This is a genomic window from Massilia sp. Root133, assembly GCF_001426525.1.
Taxonomy (GTDB): domain Bacteria; phylum Pseudomonadota; class Gammaproteobacteria; order Burkholderiales; family Burkholderiaceae_D; genus Telluria; species Telluria orientalis.
In genome coordinates this window covers 274,722-301,012 of the sequence record NZ_LMEW01000032.1, presented here as the reverse complement: position 1 = coordinate 301,012, position 26,291 = coordinate 274,722, and the positions used below count along the sequence as shown (strand labels likewise).

Annotated in this window: 23 protein-coding genes and 1 pseudogene; 10 read left to right on the top strand and 14 right to left on the bottom strand. The window is 70.3% G+C overall.

What is annotated here, in order from left to right:
• Positions 1 to 4 precede the first annotated feature (4 nt).
• Both ASD28_RS21950 and mdcA read right to left on the bottom strand, forming a co-directional pair.
• Positions 5 to 871 carry a triphosphoribosyl-dephospho-CoA synthase gene (locus tag ASD28_RS21950; protein ID WP_056133294.1) on the bottom strand — a complete coding sequence of 289 codons (867 nt, stop codon included), beginning with the start codon at positions 869 to 871 and terminating at the stop codon, positions 5 to 7.
• Positions 871 to 2,526 (bottom strand): malonate decarboxylase subunit alpha, encoded by a 1,656-nt coding sequence (gene mdcA / locus ASD28_RS21945; protein ID WP_056133291.1) that lies wholly within the window; start codon positions 2,524 to 2,526, stop codon positions 871 to 873. The genes ASD28_RS21950 and mdcA overlap by 1 nt, the downstream gene beginning before the upstream one ends.
• Positions 2,527 to 2,652: 126 nt before the next feature.
• Between mdcA and ASD28_RS21940 the strand changes: the two genes are divergently transcribed.
• Positions 2,653 to 3,570, top strand: a complete 918-nt coding sequence (locus tag ASD28_RS21940; RefSeq protein WP_056133288.1) for a LysR family transcriptional regulator — start codon at positions 2,653 to 2,655, stop codon at positions 3,568 to 3,570.
• On the opposite strand, the gene ASD28_RS21935 is transcribed toward ASD28_RS21940, so the two are convergent.
• Complete coding sequence (locus tag ASD28_RS21935; RefSeq protein ID WP_056133284.1) at positions 3,479 to 4,534, bottom strand: NAD-dependent epimerase/dehydratase family protein; 1,056 nt, start codon at positions 4,532 to 4,534, stop codon at positions 3,479 to 3,481. The genes ASD28_RS21940 and ASD28_RS21935 overlap by 92 nt on opposite strands.
• A gap of 101 nt (positions 4,535 to 4,635) precedes the next feature.
• Here ASD28_RS21935 and ASD28_RS21930 point away from each other — a divergent pair.
• A pseudogene (locus ASD28_RS21930) lies at positions 4,636 to 5,550 on the top strand (LysR family transcriptional regulator).
• Here ASD28_RS21930 and ASD28_RS21925 read toward each other — a convergent pair.
• Together ASD28_RS21925 and ASD28_RS21920 are read right to left on the bottom strand one after the other, a co-directional pair.
• Positions 5,520 to 8,504, bottom strand: coding sequence for a sensor histidine kinase (locus tag ASD28_RS21925; protein ID WP_056133281.1), 2,985 nt, complete (start codon positions 8,502 to 8,504; stop codon positions 5,520 to 5,522). The pseudogene ASD28_RS21930 and the gene ASD28_RS21925 overlap by 31 nt on opposite strands.
• An 11-nt stretch (positions 8,505 to 8,515) precedes the next feature.
• Positions 8,516 to 9,151, bottom strand: coding sequence for a response regulator transcription factor (locus ASD28_RS21920; protein WP_056133278.1), 636 nt, complete (start codon positions 9,149 to 9,151; stop codon positions 8,516 to 8,518).
• A 194-nt stretch (positions 9,152 to 9,345) separates the two neighbouring features.
• On the opposite strand from ASD28_RS21920, the gene ASD28_RS21915 reads away from it, so the two are divergent.
• Positions 9,346 to 9,657: a hypothetical protein gene (locus ASD28_RS21915; protein ID WP_056133275.1), complete on the top strand. Its 312-nt coding sequence runs from the start codon at positions 9,346 to 9,348 to the stop codon at positions 9,655 to 9,657.
• Positions 9,658 to 9,660: 3 nt separating this feature from the next.
• Here ASD28_RS21915 and ASD28_RS21910 read toward each other — a convergent pair whose 3' ends face one another.
• The 4 genes from ASD28_RS21910 to ASD28_RS21895 all read right to left on the bottom strand — a co-directional run bounded on the left by ASD28_RS21910 (position 9,661) and on the right by ASD28_RS21895 (position 12,702).
• Positions 9,661 to 10,614, bottom strand: coding sequence for an MBL fold metallo-hydrolase (locus tag ASD28_RS21910; protein ID WP_056133272.1), 954 nt, complete (start codon positions 10,612 to 10,614; stop codon positions 9,661 to 9,663).
• Between the two features lie 9 nt (positions 10,615 to 10,623).
• Positions 10,624 to 11,256 (bottom strand): response regulator transcription factor, encoded by a 633-nt coding sequence (locus tag ASD28_RS21905; protein WP_056133267.1) that lies wholly within the window; start codon positions 11,254 to 11,256, stop codon positions 10,624 to 10,626.
• On the bottom strand, positions 11,249 to 12,025 hold the full coding sequence (locus ASD28_RS21900) for a sensor histidine kinase (protein ID WP_056133264.1): 777 nt from the start codon (positions 12,023 to 12,025) through the stop codon (positions 11,249 to 11,251). The genes ASD28_RS21905 and ASD28_RS21900 overlap by 8 nt, the downstream gene beginning before the upstream one ends.
• A 128-nt stretch (positions 12,026 to 12,153) precedes the next feature.
• Entirely contained in the window at positions 12,154 to 12,702 is a 549-nt protein-coding gene (locus ASD28_RS21895; protein ID WP_056133262.1) for a Dps family protein, read from the bottom strand.
• A gap of 119 nt (positions 12,703 to 12,821) precedes the next feature.
• Here ASD28_RS21895 and ASD28_RS21890 point away from each other — a divergent pair, with 119 nt between their 5' ends.
• Positions 12,822 to 13,763 (top strand): sensor domain-containing diguanylate cyclase, encoded by a 942-nt coding sequence (locus tag ASD28_RS21890; RefSeq protein WP_056133256.1) that lies wholly within the window; start codon positions 12,822 to 12,824, stop codon positions 13,761 to 13,763.
• A 6-nt stretch (positions 13,764 to 13,769) separates the two neighbouring features.
• Here the strand turns inward: ASD28_RS21890 and ASD28_RS21885 are convergent, their stop codons facing one another.
• Entirely contained in the window at positions 13,770 to 14,603 is an 834-nt protein-coding gene (locus ASD28_RS21885) for a PEP-CTERM sorting domain-containing protein (protein ID WP_056133253.1), read from the bottom strand.
• A 219-nt stretch (positions 14,604 to 14,822) separates the two neighbouring features.
• Here ASD28_RS21885 and prsT point away from each other — a divergent pair, with 219 nt between their 5' ends.
• Complete coding sequence (prsT, locus tag ASD28_RS21880) at positions 14,823 to 17,612, top strand: XrtA/PEP-CTERM system TPR-repeat protein PrsT (protein ID WP_082577059.1); 2,790 nt, start codon at positions 14,823 to 14,825, stop codon at positions 17,610 to 17,612.
• Between the two features lie 91 nt (positions 17,613 to 17,703).
• Here the strand turns inward: prsT and ASD28_RS21875 are convergent, their stop codons facing one another.
• The gene (locus tag ASD28_RS21875) at positions 17,704 to 18,276 is read right to left on the bottom strand and encodes a hypothetical protein (protein WP_056133247.1); all 573 of its coding nucleotides are present in this window, start codon (positions 18,274 to 18,276) and stop codon (positions 17,704 to 17,706) included.
• Positions 18,277 to 18,401: 125 nt separating this feature from the next.
• Between ASD28_RS21875 and ASD28_RS21870 the strand changes: the two genes are divergently transcribed.
• The gene (locus tag ASD28_RS21870; protein ID WP_056133244.1) at positions 18,402 to 19,925 is read left to right on the top strand and encodes an FAD-dependent monooxygenase; all 1,524 of its coding nucleotides are present in this window, start codon (positions 18,402 to 18,404) and stop codon (positions 19,923 to 19,925) included.
• Between the two features lie 87 nt (positions 19,926 to 20,012).
• Here the strand turns inward: ASD28_RS21870 and metE are convergent, their stop codons facing one another.
• On the bottom strand, positions 20,013 to 22,343 hold the full coding sequence (gene metE, locus ASD28_RS21865) for a 5-methyltetrahydropteroyltriglutamate--homocysteine S-methyltransferase (RefSeq protein ID WP_056133238.1): 2,331 nt from the start codon (positions 22,341 to 22,343) through the stop codon (positions 20,013 to 20,015).
• Positions 22,344 to 22,439: 96 nt separating this feature from the next.
• On the opposite strand from metE, the gene ASD28_RS21860 reads away from it, so the two are divergent.
• Positions 22,440 to 23,378 carry a LysR family transcriptional regulator gene (locus ASD28_RS21860; protein WP_056133235.1) on the top strand — a complete coding sequence of 313 codons (939 nt, stop codon included), beginning with the start codon at positions 22,440 to 22,442 and terminating at the stop codon, positions 23,376 to 23,378.
• Positions 23,379 to 23,385: 7 nt separating this feature from the next.
• Here the strand turns inward: ASD28_RS21860 and ASD28_RS21855 are convergent, their stop codons facing one another.
• Entirely contained in the window at positions 23,386 to 23,721 is a 336-nt protein-coding gene (locus ASD28_RS21855; RefSeq protein WP_056133232.1) for a DUF805 domain-containing protein, read from the bottom strand.
• A gap of 141 nt (positions 23,722 to 23,862) precedes the next feature.
• On the opposite strand from ASD28_RS21855, the gene ASD28_RS21850 reads away from it, so the two are divergent.
• From ASD28_RS21850 to ASD28_RS32000, 3 genes are all read left to right on the top strand, one after another.
• Positions 23,863 to 24,726 carry a protein phosphatase 2C domain-containing protein gene (locus tag ASD28_RS21850; protein ID WP_056133230.1) on the top strand — a complete coding sequence of 288 codons (864 nt, stop codon included), beginning with the start codon at positions 23,863 to 23,865 and terminating at the stop codon, positions 24,724 to 24,726.
• A gap of 19 nt (positions 24,727 to 24,745) precedes the next feature.
• Positions 24,746 to 25,141, top strand: coding sequence for a nuclear transport factor 2 family protein (locus ASD28_RS21845; protein ID WP_056133226.1), 396 nt, complete (start codon positions 24,746 to 24,748; stop codon positions 25,139 to 25,141).
• 231 nt (positions 25,142 to 25,372) lie between these two features.
• Positions 25,373 to 25,534, top strand: coding sequence for a hypothetical protein (locus ASD28_RS32000; protein ID WP_156403668.1), 162 nt, complete (start codon positions 25,373 to 25,375; stop codon positions 25,532 to 25,534).
• On the opposite strand, the gene ASD28_RS21840 is transcribed toward ASD28_RS32000, so the two are convergent.
• Positions 25,503 to 26,261, bottom strand: coding sequence for a DUF817 domain-containing protein (locus ASD28_RS21840; RefSeq protein WP_229411970.1), 759 nt, complete (start codon positions 26,259 to 26,261; stop codon positions 25,503 to 25,505). The genes ASD28_RS32000 and ASD28_RS21840 overlap by 32 nt on opposite strands.
• Positions 26,262 to 26,291 lie beyond the last annotated feature (30 nt).

Sequence of the window (26,291 nt, the reverse complement as noted above, 5' to 3'; positions counted from 1 at the left end):
TGTCTTATTCTCCTCGTTCGATTCGGTCCAGCAGCAGCGCGGCCGCCAGCAGGTCGGCGGCGCCGCCGGGCGAGACGTGCAGCCGGCGCAGGCGCGCTTCCAGCACGTCGAATGCGCGCCGCCCGTTCGGCGTGGCGATGCCGCCACACGCGAGCACGCGGCGCGCGCCGTCCTGCGCCGCATCCAGCGCCTTGCGGCCGCCGCGCGCGAGCAAACAGGTGTCGTCCAGCGTGGCCATCACGGCCAGCAAGGCGTTCACGCGGGCGTGGTGTTCGGCATCGCCGCGCGCGCGGGCCAGCGTCAGCATCGGCAGCGCGTGGTCGATCACGTGCGGGAAGCCGGCGCGGGCCTGGCCGCGGGCGCCGCCCACGCCGTGCTCGATGCAGGCGCGCTCGCCCTTGTGACCCGTGGTCGACGGTGCGCCCGGGTCGGCGATGCGGGCCAGCCTGCCGGCGTGGGCCGCGATGGTTCGCGCCTCGCGTTCCGTCGAGCCGGCGGCCGCCGTGACGAGCAGGCCCAGGGCCCAGATCGCGCCGCGGTGCGTGTTCACGCCGCCGCTGGCCGCCATCATCGCCGCTTCGCCGTCGCGGCCGATGGCGCCGATGCGCCGGCGCAGCCGCGCGTCGTCGTCCGCGATGAGCAGGCCCGCCAGCGCCATCTGGCCGAATGCGGGCCGGAGAGCGCAGGCGGACGCGCACATCAGCGGCCACGAGAGGTCGCGGTGGGCGCCCGCGCCGCGCAGGTCGACGAGGCCGGGCTTCGGCGTCAGCATCGCTTCGTCGACCAGCGCCGCGACGGCGTGGTCGGCCAGCGCCAATGCGAGGTCGGGCGCGGCGTCGGCCGGGATGAGAATCGGATCGCGCGCCGTCATCACCAGCTCCTGAATTTCGCCGGCGGTTCGTACAGGCCGCCCGACCACTCGACCAGTTCCGCGATGCTCTTCGCCGCGAGCAGCGAGCGGGTCGCGTCGGCGCGGCGCACGCCCAGGTCTTCCGGCAGCGCGATCAGGCCTTCCGCGCGCATGCGGGCCGTCTGCTTCGGATCGTGCGTGAGGCCGATGGGCGTGACGCCCGCCACCGCCGCCAGCATCGCCTTGCGTTCTTCCAGCGAGCGCGCCTTGTACAGGTAGGCGATGCCTTCTTCGGTGAGGACGTGGGTGACGTCGTCGCCGTAGATCATGACCGGCGCCAGCGGCATGCCGGATGTCTTGCCCACCTCGACGGCGTCCAGCGATTCCACGATCGTGGGCTGGCTGCCGTCCTGGAACGTCTCGACCATCTGCACGACGAGCTTTTTGCCGCGCGCGAGCGGATCGTCCGTCTCCACGAGGTCGAGCCACGCTGGTGTCGGATGGCGGCGGCCGTGCGGGTCGTGGCCCATGTTCGGTGCTCCGCCGAAGCCCGTCAGGCGGCCGTGCGTCACGGTGGACGAGTTGCCCAGGCCGTCCATTTGCAAGGTCGAACCGATGAACAGGTCGACGGCATACTGGCCCGCCAGCTGGCAGAACGCGCGATTCGAGCGCATGGAACCGTCGCGGCCGATGAAGAACACGTCGGGGCGGGCGGCCGTGTACTTTTCCATGCCCAGCTCCGCGCCGAAGCAGTGCACGCTGTCGACCCAGCCCGATTCGATGGCGGGGATCAGCGTGGGGTGCGGGTTCAAGGTCCAGTTGCGGCAGATCTTGCCTTTCAGGCCGAGCTGCTCGCCGTACGTAGGCAGCAGCAGTTCGATCGCGGCCGTGTTGAAGCCGATGCCGTGGTTCAGCGACTGCACGCCGTGGCGCTCGTAGACGCCGCGGATCGCCATCATCCCCATCAGGATATGCACGGGCTTGATGAGGCGCGGGTCGCGCGTGAACAGCGGTTCGATGTAGAACGGCTTGTCGGCCCGTACGACGTAGTCGACCCACGCGCCGGGGATGTCCACGCGGGGCAGGTCCTTCGGGTCGTCGACGATCTCGTTCACCTGCGCGATCACGATGCCGTCGCGGAAGGCGGCCGCCTCGACGAGCGCCGGCGTGTCTTCCGTGCTCGGTCCCGTGTACAGGTTGCCGTGGCGGTCCGCCGTATAGCCCGCGACCATCACGACATTCGGCGACAGGTCCACGTACAGGCGCGCATACAGCTCGATGTAGGTGTGCAGGGCGCCGACCGTGAGCGTGCCCTCCTGCAGGAATTGCGAGATGCGCAGGCTTTGCGCGCCGGCGTAGGCGAAATCGAGCTTGCTGGCGATGCCCCGCTCGAACAGGTCCAGGTGCTCCGGCAGGCTCACGCTGGGCATGATCATGTGCAGCCTGTTGATCCGGTCCGGGTCCACCTGCACGAGGGCGCGGGCGAGGAAGTCCGCCTGTTTCTGGTTATTCCCCTCAAGGACGACGCGGTCGCCGCCGGCCAGCAGCAGTTCGAGGGCATCGACGATGCGCGCGCTGTCCAGCACGGGGCCGTCGGCCAGGTGGCTCGCTGCCGCCATGCGCCGCGCCTTGTCCTGGCGCCGCGTGTCCCATCGGCGGGGAGTGTTGCTTTCCATGTTGTCTCCTTTGTATGGAAGGTAGGGCCAGCATAGAAAGGAGACGGCCGGGCTTCAATCAACGCGGCAGCGCAATGTTTACTCCCAGGTTAATGATTCGGGTATGCTTTACCGAGGAGCGGCGCGATGATCGATGAAGAGATTACTTTAAAGAAACTGGAAGTCTTCCTGGCCTTCATGCGCCTGCACAGCCTCGCGCGCGTGTCGGAGGAACTGGGCCAGAGCACGGTCAGCATCCACCGCGCGCTGCACTCGCTGGAAGAGGGATTGCGCTGCCCGTTGTTCCGGCGCGAAGGCAGGAGCCTCGCGCCGCTGCCGGCCGCCTACGCGTTCGCCAAGCACGCGCAGCGCGCGGTCAGCGAAACGGAAGAGGGCGTGCGCAAGGTGCGCGAACTGGCCGGCTTCGCGGGCGGCAGGCTGAAGATCGGGTCGCTGTATTCGCTGACGCTGCGCTGCATCCCGCAACTGCTCATGGGCCTCAAGTTGCGCCGGCCCGAGCTGCAGATCGACCTCACGCTGGGCTCGAACCAGGAATTGCTGCGCGGGCTCGACGAGGGCCGGCTGGATGCGATCGTGATCGGGCTGCAGGCGCCGCTCGACGATGCGCAACTGTTGACGGTGCCGCTGTTCGAGGACGAGGTGCATCTCGCCGCGCCGCTGGGCTCACCGTACGCGGGCCGCGCGCACGTCGACTTGCGCGACCTGGAGGGCGAAAAATTCATCACGCTGGGCGGCGGCTTCGTTACGTCGGACAGCTTCGACCACGCGTTCCGCCAGGCCGGCTACACGCCGGAGACGATCATGCGCGTGTCCGACATCTTCTCGCTGATCAACCTCGTCAGCGGCGGCATGGGCTACAGCCTGCTGCCGGGCCGCGTGGCCGAATTCAGCACGCGCATCCAGCTGATCCCGCTCGATGCGCCGTACGCGTCGCACCAGATCATCAGCCTGCTCATCTCGAAGAGCCGCGAGCGCGATCCGAACCTGCTGGCGCTGGCGGCCGAGTGCCGGATGTACGGGAAAGGGCAGCGGCTGGGCGGTTAGGCGGCAGGCAGCCGAGTCCTTCCAGCGTGCGCTCGACGGCCACGTCCAGCGGCGTGTGCGGCTCCGCGCCCAGCATCTCGGCGAGGCGGGTATTTTCCAGGCGGACGGGCTGGCGCCACAGGTAGCGCATCTCCCACAGTTCGCGCAGGGTTTCGTTGAACGGCGTGGCCAGCCGCACGAGCCACCATGGGAAGGTAGCGACGGTCGCGCGGCCGCCGCGGCGTCCGACGATGCGGGCGATGGCGGCGCACATCGCCGTGCCGTCCGGGTCCCAGTGGCCGTTCATGTGGAAGCGGGCGAACGGCTCGAGCGCGTTGCGGCGCCCGATCAGCGCGACCATCGCCGCGGCCACGTCCGGCAGGTAGGCCCACTGGTGGCCGACGCCGGGGGCGGCCGGGTTGGCGATGCGGCGCACCGGCTTGCCCGGCTTGACGAGGCCTTGCGCGAACCAGTTGTTGCCGGCGCGGGGGCCGAAGAAATCGCCGGCGCGGACGATGAGCGCGCGGCCGCCGCGGTCCGCATACGCCTGCAGTGCCGCTTCCATCCGTACGCGCAGCGCACCCTTGCGCGTGGCCGGATGCTGGGGTGCGTCCTCGGCGACGACCGGGAACGCGTCCGCGCCATAGTTGTACACCGTGCCCGGCAGGACGACGAGCGCGCCGTTCGCTGCGGCCGCCGCGATCGTATTGTCCAGCATCGGCAGCACCAGCCGGTCCCAGTCGCGGTAGCCCGGCGGGTTCACGGCGTGCACGATGACGGCGCAGCCCTGCGCGGCGCGGGCCACGTCGGCGGCCGACATGGCGTCCCCGCCTATCCATGCGACGCCGTCGGCGTCCGGCGCCGCGGCGGCCAGTCCGCGCTTCATGCCGCGTACCCGCCATCCGGCCCGCGCCAGCTGCCGCGCCACCTCGCCGCCGATGCCGCCGCCGGCGCCCAGTACCAGTACCGTGTCGTTCCCGTTCATGCCGTCCTCCGTGCGTTGAAAGTGTTGACAGCGTAGCGCCGGTTCTGGCTCAATGGAATTGCATAAGTTTTACCATCCGCTCAACATTTTTGTATAACCACATGGCATCGGACATCGAATGGGAACTGTATCGCGCCTTCCTCGGCGTGCTGCGCGAAGGCTCGCTGTCCGGCTCTGCCCGGGCGCTGGGCGTGGCGCAGCCGACGGTCGGGCGCCACGTGGCTGCGCTCGAGAAAGCACTGGGCCTCGTGCTGTTCACTCGCTCCCAGACGGGGTTGCTGCCCACGGAGGCGGCGTTCGCGCTGCGCCCGCACGCGTAAACGATGGAAAGCACGGCCGCCGCGCTGGAACGGACGGCGTCCGGCCTGCGCGGCGGCGCCGGGTCGGTGGCGGGCACGGTCAGGATCAGCGTCAGCGAGGTCGTGGGCGTCGAGGTGATGCCGGCCATCGTCGCGGACCTCGCCCAGCGCCATCCCGCGCTGAAGGTGGAGCTGGTGCTGTCGAACCGGGTGCACGACCTGCTGCAGCGCGAAGCCGACATCGCCGTGCGCATGACCGCCCCGCGCCAGGAGCAGCTGGTGGCGCGCCGCATCGGCGCCATCGAACTGGGGCTGCACGCGGCACCGGCGTACCTGGCCCGGCGCGGCGCGCCGGCCACGCTCGCCGATCTCGGGAACCATGCGCTGATCGGCTACGACCGCCCGACGCCGTTCGTGCGCCAGGCCGCGAAGGCGCTGCCGGGCTTTACGCGCGACCGTTTTGCGCTGCGCACGGACAGCGACGTGGCCCAGCTGGCGCTGATCCGCGCCGGCGCCGGCATCGGCGTGTGCCAGGTGCCGCTGGCCATGCGCGCGCCTGCGCTCGTGCGCGTGCTGCCGGATGCGTTCGCGTTCCGGCTCGATACATGGGTCACGATGCATGAAGACCTGCGCGCGAGCCCGCACTGCCGGATCGCGTTCGACGCGCTCGCCGCCGGGCTGGAGGACTATACCGGCGGCGCCCGGTCGGCCCCGTAGGCGTGCGCGCCGGGCACGGTCAACGTGACCGTCGTGCCCTGGCGCGGGCCGCTGGCTATCTCCAGGCGCGCGCCGATGCGTTCCGCCCGTTCGCGCATGCCGATCAGGCCCCAGTGCCCGCGGTATCCCGCCAACCCGGCGCCGCCGTGCCGCACGGGCTCGGGCAGGCCGCGGCCGTCGTCGGACACGCACAGCGTGAGCGCGCGGCGCGCATGGATCAGCGTGACGCGCACGCGGGCGGCGTGCGCGTGGGCGAACGCGTTGCGCAGCGCCTCGCGCGCGATCTCCGCGATCTCGTCGGCGACGGGCGCGAGCAGGGGACGGCGCTCGCCTTCCACGTGCACGTCGACGGCCAGCGCGCCATACGTGAGCGTGAGGCGGGCGATGGCGTCGGCGAGCACGTCTTCCAGCACGTGCGCATCGCCCGCGCGCAGTTCCTGCAGCTGGTCGCGGCCTTCGCCGATGGCGTGGCTCGCGTCGTCCAGCACGTGCTCCAGCTGGCGGCGCGCGCCGGCGTCGGGCGGCAAGGTCGCGGCGACGGCGTCCACGCGCAGCACGAGACCCTGCACGGTCTGCAGGAAGGTGTCGTGCAGGGTGCGGGCGATGCGTTCGCGTTCGGCCGTCCTGACCTGCAGCCGCTCCGTCAGGCGGCGCGTCACGTAGCGGATGCGGTAGCGGTACAGCAGCACGCCCAGCAGCACGAGCGCGCCGGCGCAGGCGATGCGGAACCACAGCGTCTGCACGAGCGTGGGCGCCACGTGCAGCGGCAGGGTGGCGACCGCCTCGCCCGGCAGGCCGTCCTCGTTCACGGCGCGCACGTGGAACACGTAGTCGCCGGGACCGATGTTGGTGTACGACGTGGCACGGCGGACGCCCGCATCGAGCCACCCCTTGTCGACGCCGTCGAGCCGGTACTCGAACCGCACCCGTTCCGGCAGGCGCAGCGCCGGCGCCGTGTACTGGATGCGGAAGTGGTCGGTGCCGGCCGGGAGGCGGATCGTCCCTTGCGCCGGCCAGCCGCGGCCGTCCGCCGTCACGCCGAGGATCACGGCCTGTGGCGCGACGCGGTTGCGGCGCAGCTGGGCGAGGTCGAGGCGCATGACACCGCCGGTGGCCGACAGCCACAGGTGGCGGCCGTCGGCGCTGACGATGCCGCGCCAGCGGTTTTCCATCGCAGCGCGGCCCGGATAGCCGTCCAGCGCGTCGAACAATTCGTGGCGCAGCGGCAGGTCCGGGTCGCGCATGGCCTGGCGCCAGTCCGCGGCGCGCACGTGCACGAGGCCCGCGACGCCGTTCATCCAGCGGTCGCCGTCCGGCGTGACGACGATGCCGGACAGGTTGCGCAGCACGCCCGGATCCTGGGTGCGCAGCAGGCGCAGCGTGCGGTCGCGCAGCACGGCCGTGCCGCCGGAACCGCTGACGATGAGGTGTTCGCCCGTGAATAGCGCGCTCGCCTGGCCCACGGCGCCGAGATCGTAGTCCGTCAGCTTGTCGTCGAGGTAGTGCACCAGCTTGCCGTCGCCGGTCGCCAGCCACAGGCTACCCGCGCCGTCGGTCGCGGACTGGAAGATCTTGGAGGGCAGGTTGAAGGCGGCACGCGGCAGCCAGCGGCCGTCGCGCCAGCCGATCAGGCCCGTCTCGAGCGAGGCCGTCCACAACACCTTGCCGTCGTCCAGCAGGCCGACGAGGCGGTAGTCGCGCGGCTTGCCGTCCGGGCCGGGCGGCAGCGGGATGTCTTCCACGGTGGTGCCGCGCACGCGCTGGATGCTGCGTTTGCCGCCGACGAGCAGTGCGCCGTCGGGGCCGTTGTTGATCACGCCGACCCACGGGCCGCGCACGGCAGCCGGCGCGGCGTCGGGCGCGAGATGCCACAGCGCGCCCGTCTCGAAGTCGGCGGCCAGCACGCGGCCGGCCCCGTCCACGCCGAAGCTGTAGCGGGTGCCGCTGCCGGGCAGGCCGCTGTGCAGGAACCGGTTGCGCCGGAAGCGATCGAGGCCGCTCTCCGTCGCCACCCAGATGTCGCCTTCGCGGTCTTCGAGGATGGCCGCCGCGCCCCGTCCCGACAGCAGCGCCGGGTCCACGACCCGCTCCGCGGCCGCGGACGCGATGGTCCAGCGCGCTTCCTTGCGCTGCGCTGCGTTCGGCACGCGGCACACGGGCTGCGGGCAGTCCAGCAGCCACAGGGTGCCGTCCGCGCCGAACTGTCCGGCCCCGCCCGATTGCGACGGCGCGTACGTGCCGGGCCGCAGGCTTCCCGTGTCGGCGAGCCGGTGCAGCGTACCGTTCGCCCGCGACCACAGGCTGCCGTCCGGGGCCAGCAGCGGTTGCCCGCCCTGGTCCGTCACCCGCGCGAAGCGGCCGGCGGCCCGGTCCAGGCGCCAGGCGCCGTGTTCGTTGAACGCCCACAGGTTGCCTGCGCCGTCGACGAGCAGGTCTTCCTGGTGCGCCGTTTCCCATTCCGGCCCGGCCGCCACGGCATGCCAGCGGCCGCCGGCGAAATGGGCGATGTGCCCGCCGGCGGCCCACAGGCTGCCGTCCGTGTCGACGGCCAGTGCGCCGACGTTCTCGTACGGGGAAGGTTGGCCCGGCAGGTCCTCGACGCGGCCGTCCGGATGCAGCACCGAGATGCCTTCGGCGGCGAAGGCGATCAGCAGGTCGCCGTTCGGCGCGGCCCGCAGCACCTGGATGCGCTCATGGCTGCGTCCCGGCTGGGCGGGCAGCGCGTAGCGTTCGAAACGCTGGCCGTCGAAGCGGTACAGGCCGTCCGCCGTGCCGAGCCACAGCCAGCCGTCGCGGGTCTGCGCCATCGTGTGGATGGCCGGTGGCGCGCCGTCGGTCGCCGTCCATTGCGTGTGGTGGTAGTCGGTGAAGCCTTCCGGCGCCGCCATGGCCGACCCGGCAGCCAGCAGCAGGGCAGCCGCGAGCGCGCGGACGGGACGATGGCGGCGGCGCATCGCGGTACCGGTCAGAGGTCGATGAAGCCGCGCTGCACGGCGAGCGTGACGGCGTGTGCGCGGTCGTTCGCGCCCAGCTTCACGAGGATCGTGCTCATGTGCGTCTTGACCGTCGTCTCGCCGATGTGCAGCTGTGCGCCGATGGCGCGGTTCGAATGGCCGACGGCCGCGAGGCGCAGCACGTCGAGCTCGCGCGGCGACAGCGCGTCGCCGGCGTAGTGGATCGCCACCTCGCGCCGCAGCGCCTGCGGCAGGATGTGCGAGCCGTTGTGCACTTCGCGCACGGTCGCCGCCAGTTCGCGGCCCGGCACGTTCTTCAGCAGGTAGGCGGACGCGCCGGCCTTGAGCGCGGCCGCGATGCGGGCATCGCCGTCGTAGGTCGTGAGCACGACGAGGCGGGCGTCCGGATGCAGGCTGCGGATGGCGCGGATGGCTTCCAGGCCGTCCTTGCCGGGCATTTGCAGGTCGACGAGGGCCACGTCGGGGCGCCAGTTGGTGAAGAAACGGATCGCTTCGTCGCCGTCGCAGGCCTGGGCGACGACCTCGATGTTGCCGTGCGCAGTCAGCGAAGCGGCTATGCCTTCGCGCATCATCGGATGGTCGTCCGCGATCAGGACGCGGATCGGCGTGGCGCTGGGAGGGTTCATGCGGTGGAGTCGTTGGGGGCGGTACAGGGCAAGATTGTACAAGATTCCCCCTTATCGAGTCATCGCCCCCGCCAAATGGGTGGGGCAAAAGGCGTGAACGGACGCTACGCTGACAGCACAGGGGTCTGAGCGCGGTTCTTCTTTTGGCGCTCTGACCCCGGTTTCCACACCACACAAGTCTCCGGAGCCCCAGCATGCGTGCCGCTACCGCCCCAACCACCGAACCCATCGACGTCATCCGCATCCGCCTGTCCGCCGACGCCGGCGCAACGGCCGTCGTCAGCGAATTCCGGATGGCCAACCGCATCCTGGCCGCGTGGGCGGCGCAGGCCCGGCGCGACAGCCGTGTCGACTACGAGGTCACGTTCCTCGATGGCCTGCGCCTGTCCGGCGGCTACCCGCTGCTGCGCAAGGGCGGCAAGCCGCACGCATCGCTCAGCCGCGTGATCCGCCGGCTGTTCAAGGAGATGGCCGGCGGCCCCGCGCCGTACCTGGTCGAGGGTTGAGCGTCAGTGCGGGTCGGCCGGGTCGCCTTCGTAGTTCAGCGGCAGCCAGGCAAAGCCCGCACCCTCCCTGCGCACGTGGCCGAGGCCGGGGAACGCCACATGGGCGGCGCCGACGAGCAGGTGCTCGCGCGCCGCGCGCTCCAGCAGGCCGGCGCGCGTCGCCCGGGCGTCGGGCGCGCTGCTGTCGTACTTGACGGTCGCCTGGACCTGGTCGAGCTGCACGGCCGCCACGTGCACGACGTCGCCCCACACGAGCAGCGCCTGGCCGCCGTCCTCGACGAGATAGCCGCTGTGGCCGGGCGTGTGGCCCGGTTCGGCGACGGCGCGGATGCCGGGGACGAGCGCCGCACCGGGCGCGAACGGCTGGAAGCGGCCGGCGGCCGTGTACGGCGCGAGCGAGGCCGCCGCGCTGTCGAAGAAGCTTGCCAGGAACGCCGGCGCGGCGGCGCGCTGGTCCCTGGACAGCCAGTAATCGGCATCCGCGCCCGCCGCGCGCACGACGGCGTTCGGGAATGCGGGCTTGCCGTCGGCGAGCACGCCGCCCACGTGGTCCTTGTGCAGGTGCGTCAGCAGCACGACGTCGACCTGCTCGGGCCTGTAGCCGGCCGCGCGCAGGTTCGCGAGCAGCTTGCCGCAGCAAGCGCCGTACAGGGCGCCGGCGCCCGCGTCGATCAGCACGAGCTGCGTCCCCGTGTTGACGAGGAAGGCGTTGATGGAGCCTTGCACGGGCCGGTGCAGGTCGTTGTTGGCGAGGGCCGCGTCGACGGCGGCCGGCGTCACGCCGGTCATGACGGTATCGAGCGGGAACGTGTGCGTGCCGTCGGACAGCGCCGTGATCTCGAAGCGGCCCAGCATCGTCCGATACCAGCCCGGGGCCTGGGTGTGCACCTGCGGCGCGGCGGCGTGCGCCGCGGTGGCGAGCATGAAGGCCGCGGCGGCGATGAAGCGACAGGACATGGCGAGCTCTCAGTACGCGTGGATCAGCCCCCGCCGCGCCGCCACGCAGGCCGCTTCGGTGCGGCACGAGACGTTCAGCTTGGACAGGATATTGTTGACGTGGTACTTGACCGTGCCGACGCCGATGTTCTCGGTGCGCGCGATCATCTTGTTGCTCATGCCGGCCGACAGGTGCGCGAGGATCTCGAGCTCGCGGCGCGACAGGCGGTTGGCGTCCACGCGGCCGGCCAGCTTCTCGGCGAGGCCAGGCGCGAGGTAGCGGCGGTTGGCGGCCACCTGGCGCACGCATTGCACCACCTCGTCGAGGCCGGACTGCTTGAGCAGGTAGGCGCTGGCGCCGGCCAGCAGGCCGCGGTGCACGTCCTCGTCGCCGTCGTAGGTCGTCAGGATGACCATGCGGGCGTCCGGCACCAGCGCGCGGATCTTGCGGATCGCCTCGACGCCGCCGCCGCCGGGCATGTTCAGGTCGACGAGCATGACGTCCGGGCGCAGTCGCAGGTAGTCTTCGACGGCAGCGACGGCGTCGCCCGCTTCGCCGACCAGTTGCAGCGCCGGCTCGGCGCCGATCAGCGCGGCGAGGCCGGCCCGGATCAGCGGGTGGTCGTCCGCGATCAGCACGGTGATGGGGCGCGGGTCATCCATGGACGGCCTCCACGGATGTGGTGGACGGATGCGCGTGCGCGGCGCGCGGCAGCGCGAAGCCGGCCGTGGCGCCATGGTCCGGATTGGCGTCCAGCCAGAGGCGGCCGCCATGCGCGTCGACGATGGCGCGGCAGATCGCGAGGCCCAGGCCCATGCCGTGCGGCTTCGTCGTCGCCAATGGGTCGAAAGCGTCCGCGGCGGTGGCCGCATCCATGCCGGTGCCGTTGTCGCGCACGGTGACGACGATCTCGCCGCCGGCGCCGACGCGGGCGCGGATCGCCATCGAGCGGGAGCGGCCGCGCACGGGAGACAAGGCGTCCACGGCGTTGCCGACGAGGTTGCGCAGGAGCTGGCGCAGCTGCACGGGGCTGGCCGCCACCGTGCGTGCGCCCGGCGCCACCGTCACGCGGCAGGCGATGGCGTGGCGGCGCACGTCGGCTGCGTATTCGGCCAGGACGTCGTCGATGGCGGCGTCGAGGCGGCATGCGGTGCGCTCGAGCCGGACCTGGCCGGCCAGGGCGCGCACGCTCTTCACGATGGCACTGGCGCGCTGCGACGCTTCCAGCACGGCGCACAGTGCGGCATGCGCCTGGGCCGGCGCCTGGGCGCGTTCGATGCAGCGCAGCGCCGCGTGGGCGTGCAGGGCGATGGCGGCCAGCGGCTGGTCGACTTCGTGGGCGATCGACGCGGCCAGCTGGCCGATCGTGGCCAGGCGCGCCTGCCGTTCGGGTTCAAGGCTCGCGGCCAGTGGTGGCGGGTGGGTGGTCATGGGCTGCTCCTCGTCCGGTGATCGGGGTGGTGCGGACGGAATGCCGCGCCACCCTGGTCATTGTCGGGACGAAGGCCGCCCGGGTCCAGCTATACAAAAGGATATGACATCACACTAAAGTATGATGTTCAATCGCCTTCGGCCTGGCGCGCCAGGTGTTCGCCGATGAACCAGCTCTGCAGTTCGTTGGCGCGCACGACCTGGCTGACGATCAGGTCGTTGCTGCCGTCGTCGCCGGCGTCGGACGCCGCGCGGGCCAGCGGACGCGCGTCCAGCAGGATCGTCTCGTGGGCAGCGGCCAGGCGTTCCAGCTGGGCGGGGGCGGATTCGCGGCCGCGCGGGGCGCGTGCGATCGACGACTCGCCCGCGATGTCGCCGGCCAGCGCGAACGTCACGCCGCCCAGGGTCTGGATGCGCTCGGCGATGGCGTCCATGATCGCGACCTGTTCTTCGTAGTGCTTGTCGAACAGCAGGTGCAGTTCGTAGAAGTTGGCGCCGGACGTCTGCCAGTGCGCTTTCTTGTAGGCGTCGCGCAGCGCCATTGTGTGCGCCAGCAGGCGGTTCAGGGCGCGTACGCTCTGCGACCGCGTCTGCTCCGGGAGACCGATGCGCACGGGCGCCAGCGCGCCGAATTCCTGAACGACGCCGGCATTGTCCTGGGTATGTTGGTTGTCCATGGGAGACCTCGTGGTGGGAAATGGGATGACAGGCGGAGTCTATCCATCGCGCGCCGCATGGGCACTGATCCAAAGGCCAGGCATTCCGGTAGTATGATGGTTTTCAGCCACGGAACGCCATGACCACCCATCCCGAGACCGGCGACGACGCCGGCGTCTATCGCACCCTGCTCGAATCCACGCAGGCCATCCCGTGGCGCATCGACTGGGCGTCCGCGCGCTTCACGTACATCGGTCCCCAGATCGAACGCGTGCTGGGCTGGCCCCAGGACAGCTGGAAGACGGTCGAGGACTGGGCCATGCGCATCCATGCGGAAGACCGCCAGAAGACGGTCGATTTCTGTGTGAGCCAGTCGCAGCAGGGCACCGATCACGAAGCCGATTACCGCGCCCTGACGGCCGACGGCGACTACGTGTGGATCCGCGACGTCGTGCACGTGATCCGGCGTGCCGACGGTTCCGTGGACTGCCTCGTGGGCTTCATGTTCGACATCAGCGAACGCAAACGGGCCGAGGACAAGATCCTGCAGCTGCAGAAGGAGCTGGAGGCGCTGTCGTACCGCGACCCGCTCACGGGCATCGCCAACCGCCGCATGTTCGACCGGATCCTGGACGTCGAATGGGGCAAGGCCCGTGCGCTGGGCGCGCCGCTGTCGCTGGTGATGGTCGACATCGATTACTTCAAGCAGTACAACGACCGCTACGGCCATCCGCAGGGCGACGCCTGCCTGAAGGAGGTGGCGCGGGTGCTGGACCGGGCGGCGGCGCGCACGCGCGACCTGTGCGCGCGCCTGGGCGGCGAAGAGTTCGCGCTCGTGCTGCCCGCGACGGACGAGGCGGCGGCGCTGGCGGTGGCGGCGCGGTGCGCGCGGCGGCTGGCGCAGGCGGCGCTGCCCCATGCGGGGTCCGCCGTGGCCGACATCGTCACGTGCAGCATGGGCGTGGCGACGATCGTGCCGGGCAGCCAGGACCAGCCGGCCGGACTCGTCGAGGTGGCGGACACCCGGCTGTACCGCGCCAAGGCGGCGGGACGCAACAGGATCGCCGGCAGCGCCGGCTGACAGGAATCAGACGGCCGCTGCGCCTGGGGGCAGTGCGCCCGGAGCGCGGCGGCGGCGTGCCATGCCGAGGGCGCCGAGGCCGAGGAACAGCAGGGCCGCGGTGCCCGGCAGCGGGACGTGCACGCCCATGGCCACGCCTTCGAGGACGTCGTTCTGGCAGGTCTCGCCCCAGTGCATCGCGAACGAGCTGTAGTCCATCAGTTCCGAACCGGAGAGGTTGATGGTGAACGTGAGGGCGCCGGTCGAGACGGCCCATTTGCCGGACAGGCCCGTGTACTTGACCGTGGACGACTTGGTGTTCACGGCCGTTTCCTCGTTCTCGCGGTAGTTGCAGTTCGAGCAGTTGATGTAGCTGTTCGAATTGAGGATGTTCTGCGCGTTGGTCGCGCCGTTCAGCGCATACAGCTTGAAGTTGCCGCCCGAGTTGCTCCAGCGGTTGTCGAGCGCGAAGCCATAGTCCCAGACGGTGCCCTTGGTGGCGTTGTCGGGCGTGTAGTGATTGGCATCGGTGCCGGCGGCGTTCCACGTATCGGACAGGAACACGTCGCCGTAGCCGATGCCCTTGCCGGTCTTGCCGGTCAGCGGGTCCTTGCCCCAGGACGAGCTGGCGCCCGCCTTGCCGGCGAAGCTCGTGTTGATCGTGATGGTCAGGACACTTCCGGCACGCGCGATCGTCGCCTTGGAGATGTCGTACGTGCTGCCGCCGATGACGTCCGCGGCGCCCTGGTTGTCGTAGCCGTAATAGCTGCCGACGCCGGAGTCGGTGATGGTCGCGGCCCACCCCTGGCTGGCGCCGAGGATGAATGCAGCCGAGACGGCCAGCTTGATCGCTTTTTTCACAGACTCTCCCAGAAATATTTACACGTTGACCAGTGTCAAGGCGCATCATGCCACGAATAAACTTAACTTGTAAATAAATTATTTAATATCAATAACGGCCGTGACATTTTTACAACCTCGCCCCGGGCCGTGGTATCGCGGTCATGCCCGTCGGTTTTTGCTTGCCATAAACGTGCTTGCCCCACGAAAATGCGTCATTGATCTATAACAATATCAACAATGTCCTCCCGAGCTCCTACACCCCCGCGCGCCAGCCGCCTTGCCGCCGTCCTCGTGGCCGTTGTCCTCGCCGCCGCGCTTCCGGCCTGCAACCAGCAAACGGCGGAGCAGCAGCGGGCGCATGCCGCACAATTGCGCGCGAAAGGGGATTTTCGCGGTGCGCTCATCGTCCTCAAGAATGCGCTGGACGCCGACCCGCGCAGCGCGGACACGCGCTACCAGCTCGCTCAGGTCTACCTCGACCTGGGCGACAGCACGACGGCGGAAAAGGAAGCCCGGCAGGCGCTGGACCGGGGCCATGCGCGCGGACCGGCGCTGGCGGCGCTGGCCGCGGCGCTCGTGCTGGAGGGCCAGCACCAGAAGGCGCTGGACGAGACGGCGGGCGGCCCCGACGATCCCGGCCTGTCCAGCGCGCGCGGCGATGCGTACCTGGCCCTGCGCCGCAACGACGAGGCACGGGCGGCCTACGAACACGTGCTCGCCAGGCGCGCGGACGACCCGGCGGCGCTCGTCGGCCTGGGCCGGCTCGCCATCGTCGAGGGCCATGCGGACGCCGCCCACGGCTACGCCGACCGCGTGCTGGCCCGCGATCCGCGCAACGTCGATGCGCTGATGTTCAAGGCCGACCTCGTGCGCGCGGGCGAGCGTCCCGAGGACGCGCTGGCGCTGTACGACCGCGTGCTGGCCGTCAGCCCGCAACACCGTACGGCCCACGTGGAAAAAGCCTATCTCGCCATCGGCCTGCGCAAGCCGCAGATGGCGCAGGCGGAGCTGGACCTGGCCGCGAAGGGCGCGCCGGGCAGCCTGCTCGTCGCCTACACGCAGGCGCTGCTCGACTATACGACCGACAGGCCCGACGCCGCGCGCGACGTCCTGTACAAGGTGCTCAAGGCCGTGCCGGACCACATGCCCAGCGTGCTGCTGGCCGGCGCCGTCGACCTGAAGCTCGGGTCGAATTATCAGGCGGAGCAGCATTTCCGCCGCTACCTGGAACGCAATCCGGCCAATATGTACGCGCGCAAGATGCTGGCGCAGGCGCTGATCGGCTCCGGCCATGGGGACGAGGCGCGTACCGTGCTGGAGCCCGTGCTCGATGCCCGCCAGGCGGACGCCGAAGTGCTGGCGCTGGCCGCCGACGCCAACCTGAAGGCGCGCCGCTACGACCAGGCCGCCGACCTGTTCGCGCGGGCCAGCACGCTGGACGGCGCGTCGGCCACGCTGCGCACGGGTCTCGGCCTCGCGCGGCTGGGCGCGGGCGCGATGGATGATGCGGTGCGCGAACTGCAGGCCGCGACGGCCCTCGACAAGCGTTCGCCGGAGGCCGTCGAGGCCCTCGTGCAGGCGAACCTGCGCCTGGGCCGGCGCGACGCCGCCCTCGACGCGGCGCTCGCACTGGAGCGCGTCCAGCCCGACCGGCCGCTGGTCCACGCCCTCAAGGGCCAGGTGCTGGCGGCCCAGGGCAAGGCGGAGGCGGCGCGGGCCAGTTTCGCGCGCGCGCTGCAGATCGATCCTGCGTACTACCGGGCCGCGGCGAGCCTGTCGCAGCTGGCGCTGGACGCCAGCCAGCCGGCGGCGGCGCGGCAGGTGCTCCTTGACTTCCTGGCGAAGAACAAGAAGAGCGTGGCCGCGATGGACGGCCTGGCGACACTGGCCGAGCGCACGCAGGACAGCGCCGAGGTGACGCGCTGGCTGGAGCAGGCCGCCGCCGTCGACCCGCACGCGATCGGGCCCGGCGTCGACCTGTGCGCGCACTACCTGCGCACGGGCCAGACGGACAAGGCGCTGGAACTGGCGCGCCGTCTGCAGGTGAGCCATCCGGAAAACCCGGACCTGCTGGATTTGCGCGGCAAGGCCGAGCTGGCGCGGGGCGACCTCCCGGCCGCGCTGGAATCGTACAAGCAGCTGGCGCAGGCGCTGCCGCGCTCCGCGCCGGCGCTGATGCAGGTGGCGGCGCTGCGCCTCGTGATGAACAATACGACGCAGGCCGAGGAAGACCTCAAGAGCGTGCTGGCGATCCAGCCCGATTTCCCGTCGGCCCAGCTGGAACTGGCTGCGCTGTACGTGCGCAAGGGGTCGCACGACCTGGCGCTGATGGTCGCGGAACACATGCAGAAGCAGCATCCGCAGGGCGCTGCGGGCTACCAGCTGCAGGGCGACATCCTGATGGCCAAGCGCCGGCCGGCCGCCGCGCTGGCCGCGTTCGAGCGCGCGTCCACGCTGCATGCGACGAACGAACTCGCGATCAAGATCGACAACGCGCTGCGCCAGGCCGGCCGCGTGGCGGACGCCGACGGCCGCCTGGCGACATGGCTGGCGGCGCATCCGGACGACGTGCGCGTGCTCGCGTACCGCGCGCAGACGTGGATGGGCGCGAACGAATTCAAGCGGGCCGCCGCCAAGCTGGAAGACGTGCTGCGGCGCCAGCCCGGCAACCCCGTCGCGCTGAACAATCTCGCACTGTGCTACCAGGCGCTGGGCGACGCGCGCGCGCAGGCGACGGCCGAGGCGGCGCTTAACGCTGCGCCGAAGCGCGCGGACGTGATGGACACGCTGGCCTGGATCCTCGTCGGCAACGGAAACGCCGGTCGCGCGGTGACCCTGCTGCGCGAGGCGCAGGTGCTGGCACCGAAGGCGCGCGACATCCGCTACCACCTGGCGGCGGCGCTGGCCGCCAGCGGCGACAAGGCCGCGGCGCGCAAGGAACTCGACGGGCTGCTGGCCGGCGACATGCGGTTCGCGCAGGCGGACGAGGCCCGCAAGCTGATGGAAAAACTGAAGGCGGGCGGGTGATCAGCCCTCGTCGTCCTCGCGCAAGCGGGGACCCATACTGATCTGAACGGGGACACTCGGCATGGATTCCCGCCTGCGCGGGAATGACGGCTTATTGGTGGGGCGTCCAGCCCAGCCGTTCCTCGATCACCCCGCGATACAACGTCCGGATATCCCCCGGAATCCGGCGCACGTATTCCTCCGCCCTGGCCCGCTCGTCCCCCTGCAGCCCGGCCAGCCGCGCGACCGCCTCGTGGGGGCTGGGCGCCCGTTCGCTGACGCCGGCAAACTTGGCCGGCAGCGCCGTCCACACGACCGCATCGACGTCACGGGTTGCCATCCAGTCCGCGATGCACGCCACGATGGCCGCCGGCGTCTTCGCAGACAGGCCGGGCGGCACCGGGTCGGGCAGGCTGCCGACCCATTGGGGATACTCGGGCCGGATCTTTTCGCGCCGGCGCAGCATCTCGCGGGCGTCATCGAGGCCGGCCGCGTCGAGCCGCGCCCAGCGCGTGGGCATGGGCGGCGCGGGCGCGTGCAGGACGAGGGCCAGTTCGGCGCTGTCGTCGCTGTCGCGCACGAATTCCAGCGGCAGGGTCGGACCGTCCGGCTGCCAGTCCGACGCCAGCTTCAAGGGGCCGGGTTCCCAGATCAGCGAACCCCAGGCGATGCAGACGATGTTCACGGCGCCATCCTTTCCTCTAACGAGCCCGACCGGAGCATTGTAGCGGGACGCGCGTAACATACTGTATCGTTATCGTGCGCCGTATGCGGCGGATTTCCTGTCATTCTTTCCTGCGAGGAGGCGACATGGACGAGACCGAAGTACTGATCGCGGGGGCCGGACCGACCGGCCTCGTGCTGGCCCTGTGGCTCGTGCGCCAGGGCGTCGGCGTGCGGATCGTGGACCGCAGCGCGGGGCCCGGCACGAGCTCGCGCGCGATGGCCGTGCAGGCACGCACGCTGGAGCTGTACCGCCAGCTCGACCTGGTGGACGAGATCGTCGGGGGCGGCCTGCGCAATCCGGCCATCAACCTGTGGGTGAAGGGCGAACGGCGCACGCGCCTGTCCTTCCGCGACGCCGGCCGCGAACTGACCCCGTATCCGTTCGTGCTGATCTATCCGCAGGACCGCCACGAGCGGGTGCTCGTGCACCGCCTGGAGGAGGCGGGCGTGACGGTCGAGCGCAATACCGAACTGCTGGGCTTCGAGCAGGATGCGGCGGGCGTGACGGCGCGGCTGCGCGGCCCGGCCGGCGAATCGGTGTGCCGCGCCGCCTGGCTGGCCGGGTGCGATGGCGCCCATTCCATTGTGCGCCATCGGCTGGGCACCGGTTTCGAGGGCGGCACGTACCAGCACACATTCTACGTCGCCGACGTGGAGGTGAGCGGGCCGGCGGCGAACGGGGAGATCCACCTGTCGCTGGAGGAGGGGGATTTCGCCGCGCTGTTCTCGTATGACCAGCAGGGCAATGCCCGCCTGATCGGCGCCGTACGCGACGCCGAGGTGCGCGAGGGCCACACGCTGGCGTTCGACGACGTGCGCCAGCGCGCCATCGCGAGCCTGGGCTTGAGGATCGAGAAGGTGAACTGGTTCTCGACCTACCGCGTGCACCACCGCGTGACGGGGCATTACCGGTCCGGACGGGCGCTGCTGCTGGGCGACGCGGCCCACGTCCACAGCCCGGCCGGCGGCCAGGGCATGAACACGGGGATCGGCGACGCGATCAACGTCGCGTGGAAGCTGGCCCACGTGCTGCGGGGCCGGGCGCCGGAAACGCTCATCGATACCTACGAGGCCGAGCGCAAGGCATTCGCCCAGCGGCTGGTCGAGACGACGGACCGCGCGTTCTCGTTCGTCGTCGCCGAGGGCGGGTTCGCCGACTTCGTGCGCACGCACATCGCACCCCTGTTCGCGTCGGCCGCATACGGCATCGAACCGGTGCGGGCGTTCATGTTCCGGGTGCTGTCGCAGATGGGCATCCATTATCCCGACAGCCGGCTGTCGGCCGGCAGCGCGGGCCACGTGCGCGGCGGCGACCGGTTTCCGTGGACGGGCTACGGCGGCGGTCCGGACAACCACGCGCCGCTCGCGGCGATCGCGTGGCAGGTACACGTGTACGGCGAGGTGGCGCCGGCGCTGCACGCCTGGTGCGCCGGACGCGGCATCGCACTGTACCGCTACGACTGGTGCGACGCGTGCCAGGCGGCCGGTCTCGTGCGCGACGCGGTCTATCTCGTGCGGCCGGATACGTATGTCGCGCTGGTGGACCGGGCGGGGGAGCGGGATACGCTGGAGGCGTATTTCACCACGCGCGGTATTCACCCGGCCTGAACGTCGTCGTCCCCGCGGAGGCGGGGACCCATGCTGAGGCGACCAGGACGCTCAGTATGGATTCCCGCTTCCGCGGGAATGACGGTGTTACGCGGCCTGCACCGTCCCACCACCCGCTTCATCCCGCAGCAGCCGCGCCGCCGCCACCATGTTGCGGAGCGCCGCTTCCGTCTCCGGCCAGGCCCGCGTCTTGAGCCCGCAGTCCGGGTTCACCCACAGCCGGTCCGCCGGCACGACGGCGCTCGCCTTGCGCAGCAGGCGCACCATGTCGGACGTCGCCGGCACGCGCGGCGAGTGGATGTCGTACACGCCCGGGCCGATCTCGTTCGGGTACGCGAACGCGCCGAAACCGGCCAGCAGTTCCATGTCCGAGCGGCTCGTCTCGATGGTGATCACGTCGGCGTCGAGCGCCGCGATGGCCGGCAGGATGTCGTTGAACTCGGCGTAGCACATGTGGGTGTGGATCTGCGTCGCGTCGGCGACGCCGCTGGCGGCGATGCGGAACGCGCGGCCAGCCCAGTCCAGGTAGGCGTCGCGGCTCGCACGGCGCAGCGGCAGGCCTTCGCGCAGCGCCGGCTCGTCGATCTGCACGATGCCGATGCGGGCCCGTTCCAGGTCGCAGACTTCGGCGCGGATCGCCAGCGCGATCTGGGCGCAGGTGAGGGCGCGCGGCTGGTCGTCGCGCACGAACGACCATTGCAGGATCGTGACGGGCCCCGTCAGCATGCCCTTCATCGGCCGCGCCGTGAGGCTTTGCGCGTACGCGGTCCACGCCACCGTCATCGGCGCGGGGCGGGCCACGTCGCCGTACAGCACGGGCGGCTTCACGCAGCGCGAGCCGTACGACTGCACCCAGCCGTTGGCGCTGAACGCGAAACCGTCCAGCTGTTCGCCGAAGTATTCGACCATGTCGTTGCGCTCGGCCTCGCCGTGCACGAGCACGTCCAGCCCAAGCTCTTCCTGTACACGGACGGCATGGGCGATCTCGGCGCGCATCGCGGTGTCGTACCCGGCATCCGCCAGCTCGCCGCGGCGCCACGCCGCACGGGCGGCGCGGATGGCCGGGGTTTGCGGGAACGAGCCGATCGTCGTGGTCGGGAACGCGGGCAGGTCGAAGCGGGCACGCTGCACGGCCTGGCGTTGCGCGAACGGGGCGGCGCGGCGGTCGGCGTCCGGCGGCAGCGCGGCCAGTGCGGCCGCCACGTCGGGGCGCGCGACGCGCGGGCTGGCGCGGCGGGCCGCCAGCGCGGCGCGGGCGGCGGCGAGATCCATCGCGACGGCCCGTTCGCCGCCGGTCAATACCTGTTTCAGGATGCGCAGCTCGTTCAGTTTTTCACGCGCGCCGGCCAGCCAGGTGCGCAGTTCGGCGTCGAGGGCGGCGTCGTGGGCGAGCGTGAACGGCACGTGCAGCAGCGAGCAGGAAGGCGCGAGCCACACGGCGCCGGCGCGGCGCTCGAGCACCGGCCGCAGGCGTTCGAGGCAGGCGTCGAGATCGGCGCGCCAGATGTTGCGGCCGTCGACGATGCCGACCGACAGCACCTTGTGGTCCGGCAGCCAGTCGGCGACGGGGCGCAGCTCTTCCGGCGCACGGACGCCGTCCACGTGCAGGCCGGCGACCGGGAGCTTGCAGGCGAGGCTCAGGTTTTCCTGCAGCGGCGAGAAGTACGTGGCCAGCAGCAGCGGCACGCCGGCACCATGCAGCAGGTGATACGCCCGTTCGAACGCGAGCGACCAGTCGCCCGGCAGGTCCAGGCCGAGGATCGGCTCGTCCAGTTGCACCCACTCTGCGCCGGCAGCCTTCAGGCGGGCCAGCAGGTCGCAGTACACCGGCAGCAACGCGTCCAGCAGCGCGAGGCGGTCGGCGCCATCCTTGGCCTTGCCCAGCCACAGGAACGACAGCGGACCGACCAGCGTGACCTTGACGGCGTGGCCCAGCGTGCGCGCCTGCGCCACCTGGTCCAGCAGGCGGTCGGGAGCCAGTGCGAAGCGCGTGGCCGCATCGAATTCCGGCACCAGGTAGTGGTAGTTCGTGTCGAACCACTTGGTCATCTCCAGCGCCGGCTTGCCATGGGAGGCGTGCCCGCAGCCGCAATCGTCGTGCGCCTCCGTCGCCACGCCGCGCGCGAGGGTGAACAGTTGCTGCAGCGGCGTCTCGGCGCCGGTGAAGCCGAAGCGCGCCGGCGCGCAGCCGAACAGCAGCACGTGGTCGGCCACCTGGTCGTAGAACGCGAAATCGCCCACGCCGACGAAGTCCAGGCCGGCCGCGCGCTGGTCGGCCCAGTGGCGTGCGCGCAGCTCGGCGGCGACGGCTTCCAGCGCCTGCTCGTCGATCTCGCCGCGCCAGTGGCGCTCCAGCGCGAATTTCAGCTCGCGCTGGGCGCCGATGCGGGGATAACCGAGAATATGAGTTTTGATCATGTTGTTGCCTCATCTGGATGAATAAGTCTTGTCATCATCGATGAGCAACCGGCATAATTCAAACGAATTATTTTTCTGTCCAGATGAATTCCGCTCATGCCGACCTCGATCCTCGACCTGCGCCACCTGCGCACCTTGCTGGCCCTCCTTGAATCCGGCAGCGTGTCGCGCGCGGCCGCGCTGCAGAACGTGACGCAATCCGCGCTGTCGCACCAGTTGAAGGCGCTGGAAGAGTTCTATGGGTTGACGCTGTTCGAGCGCAAGTCCGCGCCCGTGGCGTTCACACCCGCCGGCCGGCGCCTGCTGGAGCTGGCGCAGGACGTGATACCGGCCGTCGACCGTGCCGAGCGCGACATCGCGCGCCTGACGGGCCACGGCGCTGGCAAGCTGCGCATCGCCGTCGAGTGCCACACGTGCTTCGACTGGCTGATGCCGTCGATGGATGCGCTGCGCCTGCGCTGGCCGGAGGTCGAGCAGGACATCGTGTCGGGCTTCCAGTCCGACCCCGTCGGGCTGCTGCACCAGGACCGCGCCGACGTCGCCATCGTGTCGGAGGTCGATACGGACGAGCGCGACGTGGACGTCTACCCGCTGTTCGAGTTCGACATCGTGGCGATCCTGCCGCTGGGCCATCCGCTGCTGGCGCGCGACCATCTCGTGGCCGCCGACTTCGCCGACCAGACCCTGATCACGTACCCGGTGCCGGACGAGATGCTGGATCTCGTGCGCCAGGTGCTGCGGCCCGCGGGCGTGGAACCGCCGCGCCGCACGACGGAGCTGACGGTGGCGATGCTGCAACTGGTGGCGAGCGGACGGGGATTCGCGGCGCTGCCGCTGTGGGCCGTGCAGACGTACCTGCAGCGCGGCTACGTGGCGCAGCAGCGCATCGGGGAGGGCGGATTGACGGGGCGCCTGTACGCGGTCATGCGCCAGGCCAAGGGAGAACGCGGCCGCGACGACGCCTACCTGGAGGATTTCGTGCAGGTGATGCGCGAGACGTCGTTGCGGACCTTGCCGGGTATCCGGCTGCTGTGAGCAGGCCTCAGACCGCGTAGGCCGGCGCGATGCCGTAGCGGTTCGGGCGGCTGTCCTGGGCCAGGAACACGATCAGGACGATGATGCCGACGATCGGCACGAAGCTGATCAGCTGCCACCAGCCGCTGCGGTCCGTGTCGTGCAGGCGGCGCGTGGCGACGGCGATCGACGGCAGCAGCGTGGCGAGCGAGAACACGATCGACAGGGTCGTGCTGATCTGGCCGAGGATCATGCTCGCGATGACGAGGAACAGGAAGAACCACCAGTATTCGGAACGGCGTGCCGTGCCCTCGAAGTTGGCGTATTTCTGGAAGCAGGTCTGGATCGATTCGATGAACGTCATGGTGTCCTCGTGTTGTAAGTCCGATAGCATCGTACGCGAAAACGCACGAGACAAACTCTCCAATGTTCACGCCGCGCACGGTTCATCCGTACGTCATCCGGATGGCTTATAGTAACGACGACAACACGGATGGGAGCAAGCATGCGGTACACCCTCGCTTCGTCGGCCGGCAAGGGCCGGATCAACGAAGACGTCGTCGTCGTGTACGAGCGCGACGGTCATACGGACCTCGTGCTGATGGACGGCGCGACGCCGCTCACGCCCGAGCGCTGCGTGGCGTCCGGCGCCAGCGATCCGGCCTGGTTCGTGCGCCGCTTCGCGCAGGACCTGGGCCACGTGCTGCGCGCGGACGCGAGCCAGGACGCGCTCGTGCTGGAAGCGCTGGACCACACGCGCGCTGCCTACCGCGCCGCCGGCGGCCACGCCGACGTGCCGCCGTACGCCTGGCCGATCGCGACGCTCGCGTGGGTGCGCGTGTCCGACCCGGACGCCGCCGCCGGCCACACGCTGGACCTGTTCTGCCTCGGCGACAGCAAGATCCTGCTGCAGCTCCCCGACGGCACCGTACGCGACCTCGACCCCTTCGAGAACCCGCAGGAACAGGCGACGCAGGCTGCGGTCGCGGCGCTCGTCGCCGAAGGCATCCTCGATCCGGGCGAGCGCTGGACGCGGCTGCTGCCGATGCTGCGCGCACGCCGCCACGAACAGAACACGGCGGCAAGTCCCGCAGTCCTGTGCCTGGAGCCGCGCGGACCGTTCGCGGCGCGCAGGACGCGGGTGACGGCACCGCCGGGCGCGCTGCTGCTGGTGCTCAGCGACGGCTTGTACCGCCTCGTCGACACCTATGGCCTGCACTCGGACGGCAGCCTGCTGGACGCGTGCCGCGCGCGCGGGCTGGACGCGCTGCTCGACGAACTGCGCGCGTTCGAGGCCGGCAAGGAGGCCGTTGGACTGGCGGCGAAAACGGCGGACGACGCATCCGCCATCGCCTGGCGTTTTACGTGAAACGAGAAAGGAGAGACCGATGTCCCATGCCTGCATCGCACCGGCTGCCCTCGCCCTGATCGAGCGCTACGTGGCGGCCTACAACGCCTTCGACGTGGACGGCATGCTCGATACGCTGAGCCCCGACGTCCGTTTCGAGAACTGGTCCGGCGGCCATCTGACGGCGGCCAGCGACGGCCGCGACGCCTTCCGCATCCTGGCGGAACAGGCACGGACGATGTTCGCCGAGCGCGAGCAGCGGGTGACGGCGCTGGCGCCGCGCGGCGACACCCTCGTCGCGGCCATCGCCTGGCGCGGCCAGCTCGCCATCGACGTGCCCGGCGGGCCACCGGCCGGCACCCGGCTCGCGGTGCGGGGCGAGTCGGAATTCGTCGTGCGCGATGGACAACTCGCGCTCGTCGTCGACCGCAGCTGAGCCGGTGGGTTGCCACTCTGTCGTGGATAAAATCAGACGATCTTGCGGAATTTAACCTTGGTTAGATCTGTCTCATGGATTTGTATAGCCAGGAGGTGTAATCTGATCTTTTACCCCAGCGCAATGTAACTTATCGGGGTGGCATCGGATTGTCGGGAAATCCATTCGTGTCGCGGGTTTCTCCAACTCCATATTATGATTGGCTTATTCATAACACATGAAGGGACTTCCATGAACCAAGATGCAGGATTCCGCGTTTCCCGTTTCGAGGAACAGAAACAGCGCGCGCGCCGCGTGCGTATCGGTGTGATGATCGTGCTGTGTGCCTTGCCCGTGGCGATGGCGCTGGCCAAGACCGGCGTCACTGCTCTGGTACATGTATCCGCGCTTTGACGTGCTTGAGGTTCGCGACGATCGTGAACGTCATGATGACCAGTAGCGACCACGAACTCCACTTGCTGACGTGGACGGCCGACCAGGCGCCCAGCTGGTTCGGATAACGCCACACCCCCCAGAACGTGCCGAGGTTCTCCGCCAGCCAGATGAAGAACCCGGTCAGCACGAATCCCAGTAGCAGCGGCATGCGCCGCTCGCGGTCCAGCGGGCGGAAGCTGACGGTCGTGCGGGCGTAGAGCCCGAGCGCGACGGCCGCCAGGTACCAGCGCACATCCCCCAGCGCGTGGTGCGTGAAGAAGTTCAGGTAAATCAGCAGCGCGACGAGCGCGGCCATCCAGTACGGCGGATGGTGGCGGACCCGCAGGTCGAGCAGGCGCCACGCCTGGATGATGTAGCTGCCAACCGCCGCGTACATGAACCCCGAGAACAGCGGCACGCCCAGCACCTTCGTGTAGGCGAAGTCCGGATAGCTCCACGACTTGATGCCGCTGGACGTCTTGAACGCCTCCAGCGCGAACCCGAGCGCGTGGAACAGGCAGATCGCCTTCAGCTCGTCGCGGGTCTCCAGCCCGCTCTTCAGCATCCACGCCTGGATCGCCAGCGCCGCCACGAGCAGCAGGTCGTAGCGGGGCACGCCGAGCAGGCCGGCGCGGGGCACCAGCAGCACGCAGGCGAAGAACAGCCCCGCGAACAGGCATGCCCGCGCTTCCTTGATCCCGAACATCAGGAATTCGAGCGCGCCGCGGCGCCAGCC

Bases quoted from the DNA above. Each gene is read 5' to 3' on its own strand.
- ASD28_RS21950 (WP_056133294.1), bottom strand. From the start codon at position 871: ATGACGGCGCGCGATCCGATTCTCATCCCGGCCGACGCCGCGCCCGAC.
- mdcA (WP_056133291.1), bottom strand. From the start codon at position 2,526: ATGGAAAGCAACACTCCCCGCCGATGGGACACGCGGCGCCAGGACAAG.
- ASD28_RS21940 (WP_056133288.1), top strand. From the start codon at position 2,653: ATGATCGATGAAGAGATTACTTTAAAGAAACTGGAAGTCTTCCTGGCC.
- ASD28_RS21935 (WP_056133284.1), bottom strand. From the start codon at position 4,534: ATGAACGGGAACGACACGGTACTGGTACTGGGCGCCGGCGGCGGCATC.
- ASD28_RS21925 (WP_056133281.1), bottom strand. From the start codon at position 8,504: ATGCGCCGCCGCCATCGTCCCGTCCGCGCGCTCGCGGCTGCCCTGCTG.
- ASD28_RS21920 (WP_056133278.1), bottom strand. From the start codon at position 9,151: ATGAACCCTCCCAGCGCCACGCCGATCCGCGTCCTGATCGCGGACGAC.
- ASD28_RS21915 (WP_056133275.1), top strand. From the start codon at position 9,346: ATGCGTGCCGCTACCGCCCCAACCACCGAACCCATCGACGTCATCCGC.
- ASD28_RS21910 (WP_056133272.1), bottom strand. From the start codon at position 10,614: ATGTCCTGTCGCTTCATCGCCGCCGCGGCCTTCATGCTCGCCACCGCG.
- ASD28_RS21905 (WP_056133267.1), bottom strand. From the start codon at position 11,256: ATGGATGACCCGCGCCCCATCACCGTGCTGATCGCGGACGACCACCCG.
- ASD28_RS21900 (WP_056133264.1), bottom strand. From the start codon at position 12,025: ATGACCACCCACCCGCCACCACTGGCCGCGAGCCTTGAACCCGAACGG.
- ASD28_RS21895 (WP_056133262.1), bottom strand. From the start codon at position 12,702: ATGGACAACCAACATACCCAGGACAATGCCGGCGTCGTTCAGGAATTC.
- ASD28_RS21890 (WP_056133256.1), top strand. From the start codon at position 12,822: ATGACCACCCATCCCGAGACCGGCGACGACGCCGGCGTCTATCGCACC.
- prsT (WP_082577059.1), top strand. From the start codon at position 14,823: ATGTCCTCCCGAGCTCCTACACCCCCGCGCGCCAGCCGCCTTGCCGCC.
- ASD28_RS21870 (WP_056133244.1), top strand. From the start codon at position 18,402: ATGGACGAGACCGAAGTACTGATCGCGGGGGCCGGACCGACCGGCCTC.
- metE (WP_056133238.1), bottom strand. From the start codon at position 22,343: ATGATCAAAACTCATATTCTCGGTTATCCCCGCATCGGCGCCCAGCGC.
- ASD28_RS21860 (WP_056133235.1), top strand. From the start codon at position 22,440: ATGCCGACCTCGATCCTCGACCTGCGCCACCTGCGCACCTTGCTGGCC.
- ASD28_RS21855 (WP_056133232.1), bottom strand. From the start codon at position 23,721: ATGACGTTCATCGAATCGATCCAGACCTGCTTCCAGAAATACGCCAAC.
- ASD28_RS21850 (WP_056133230.1), top strand. From the start codon at position 23,863: ATGCGGTACACCCTCGCTTCGTCGGCCGGCAAGGGCCGGATCAACGAA.
- ASD28_RS21845 (WP_056133226.1), top strand. From the start codon at position 24,746: ATGTCCCATGCCTGCATCGCACCGGCTGCCCTCGCCCTGATCGAGCGC.
- ASD28_RS32000 (WP_156403668.1), top strand. From the start codon at position 25,373: ATGAACCAAGATGCAGGATTCCGCGTTTCCCGTTTCGAGGAACAGAAA.
- ASD28_RS21840 (WP_229411970.1), bottom strand. From the start codon at position 26,261: ATGTTCGGGATCAAGGAAGCGCGGGCATGCCTGTTCGCGGGGCTGTTC.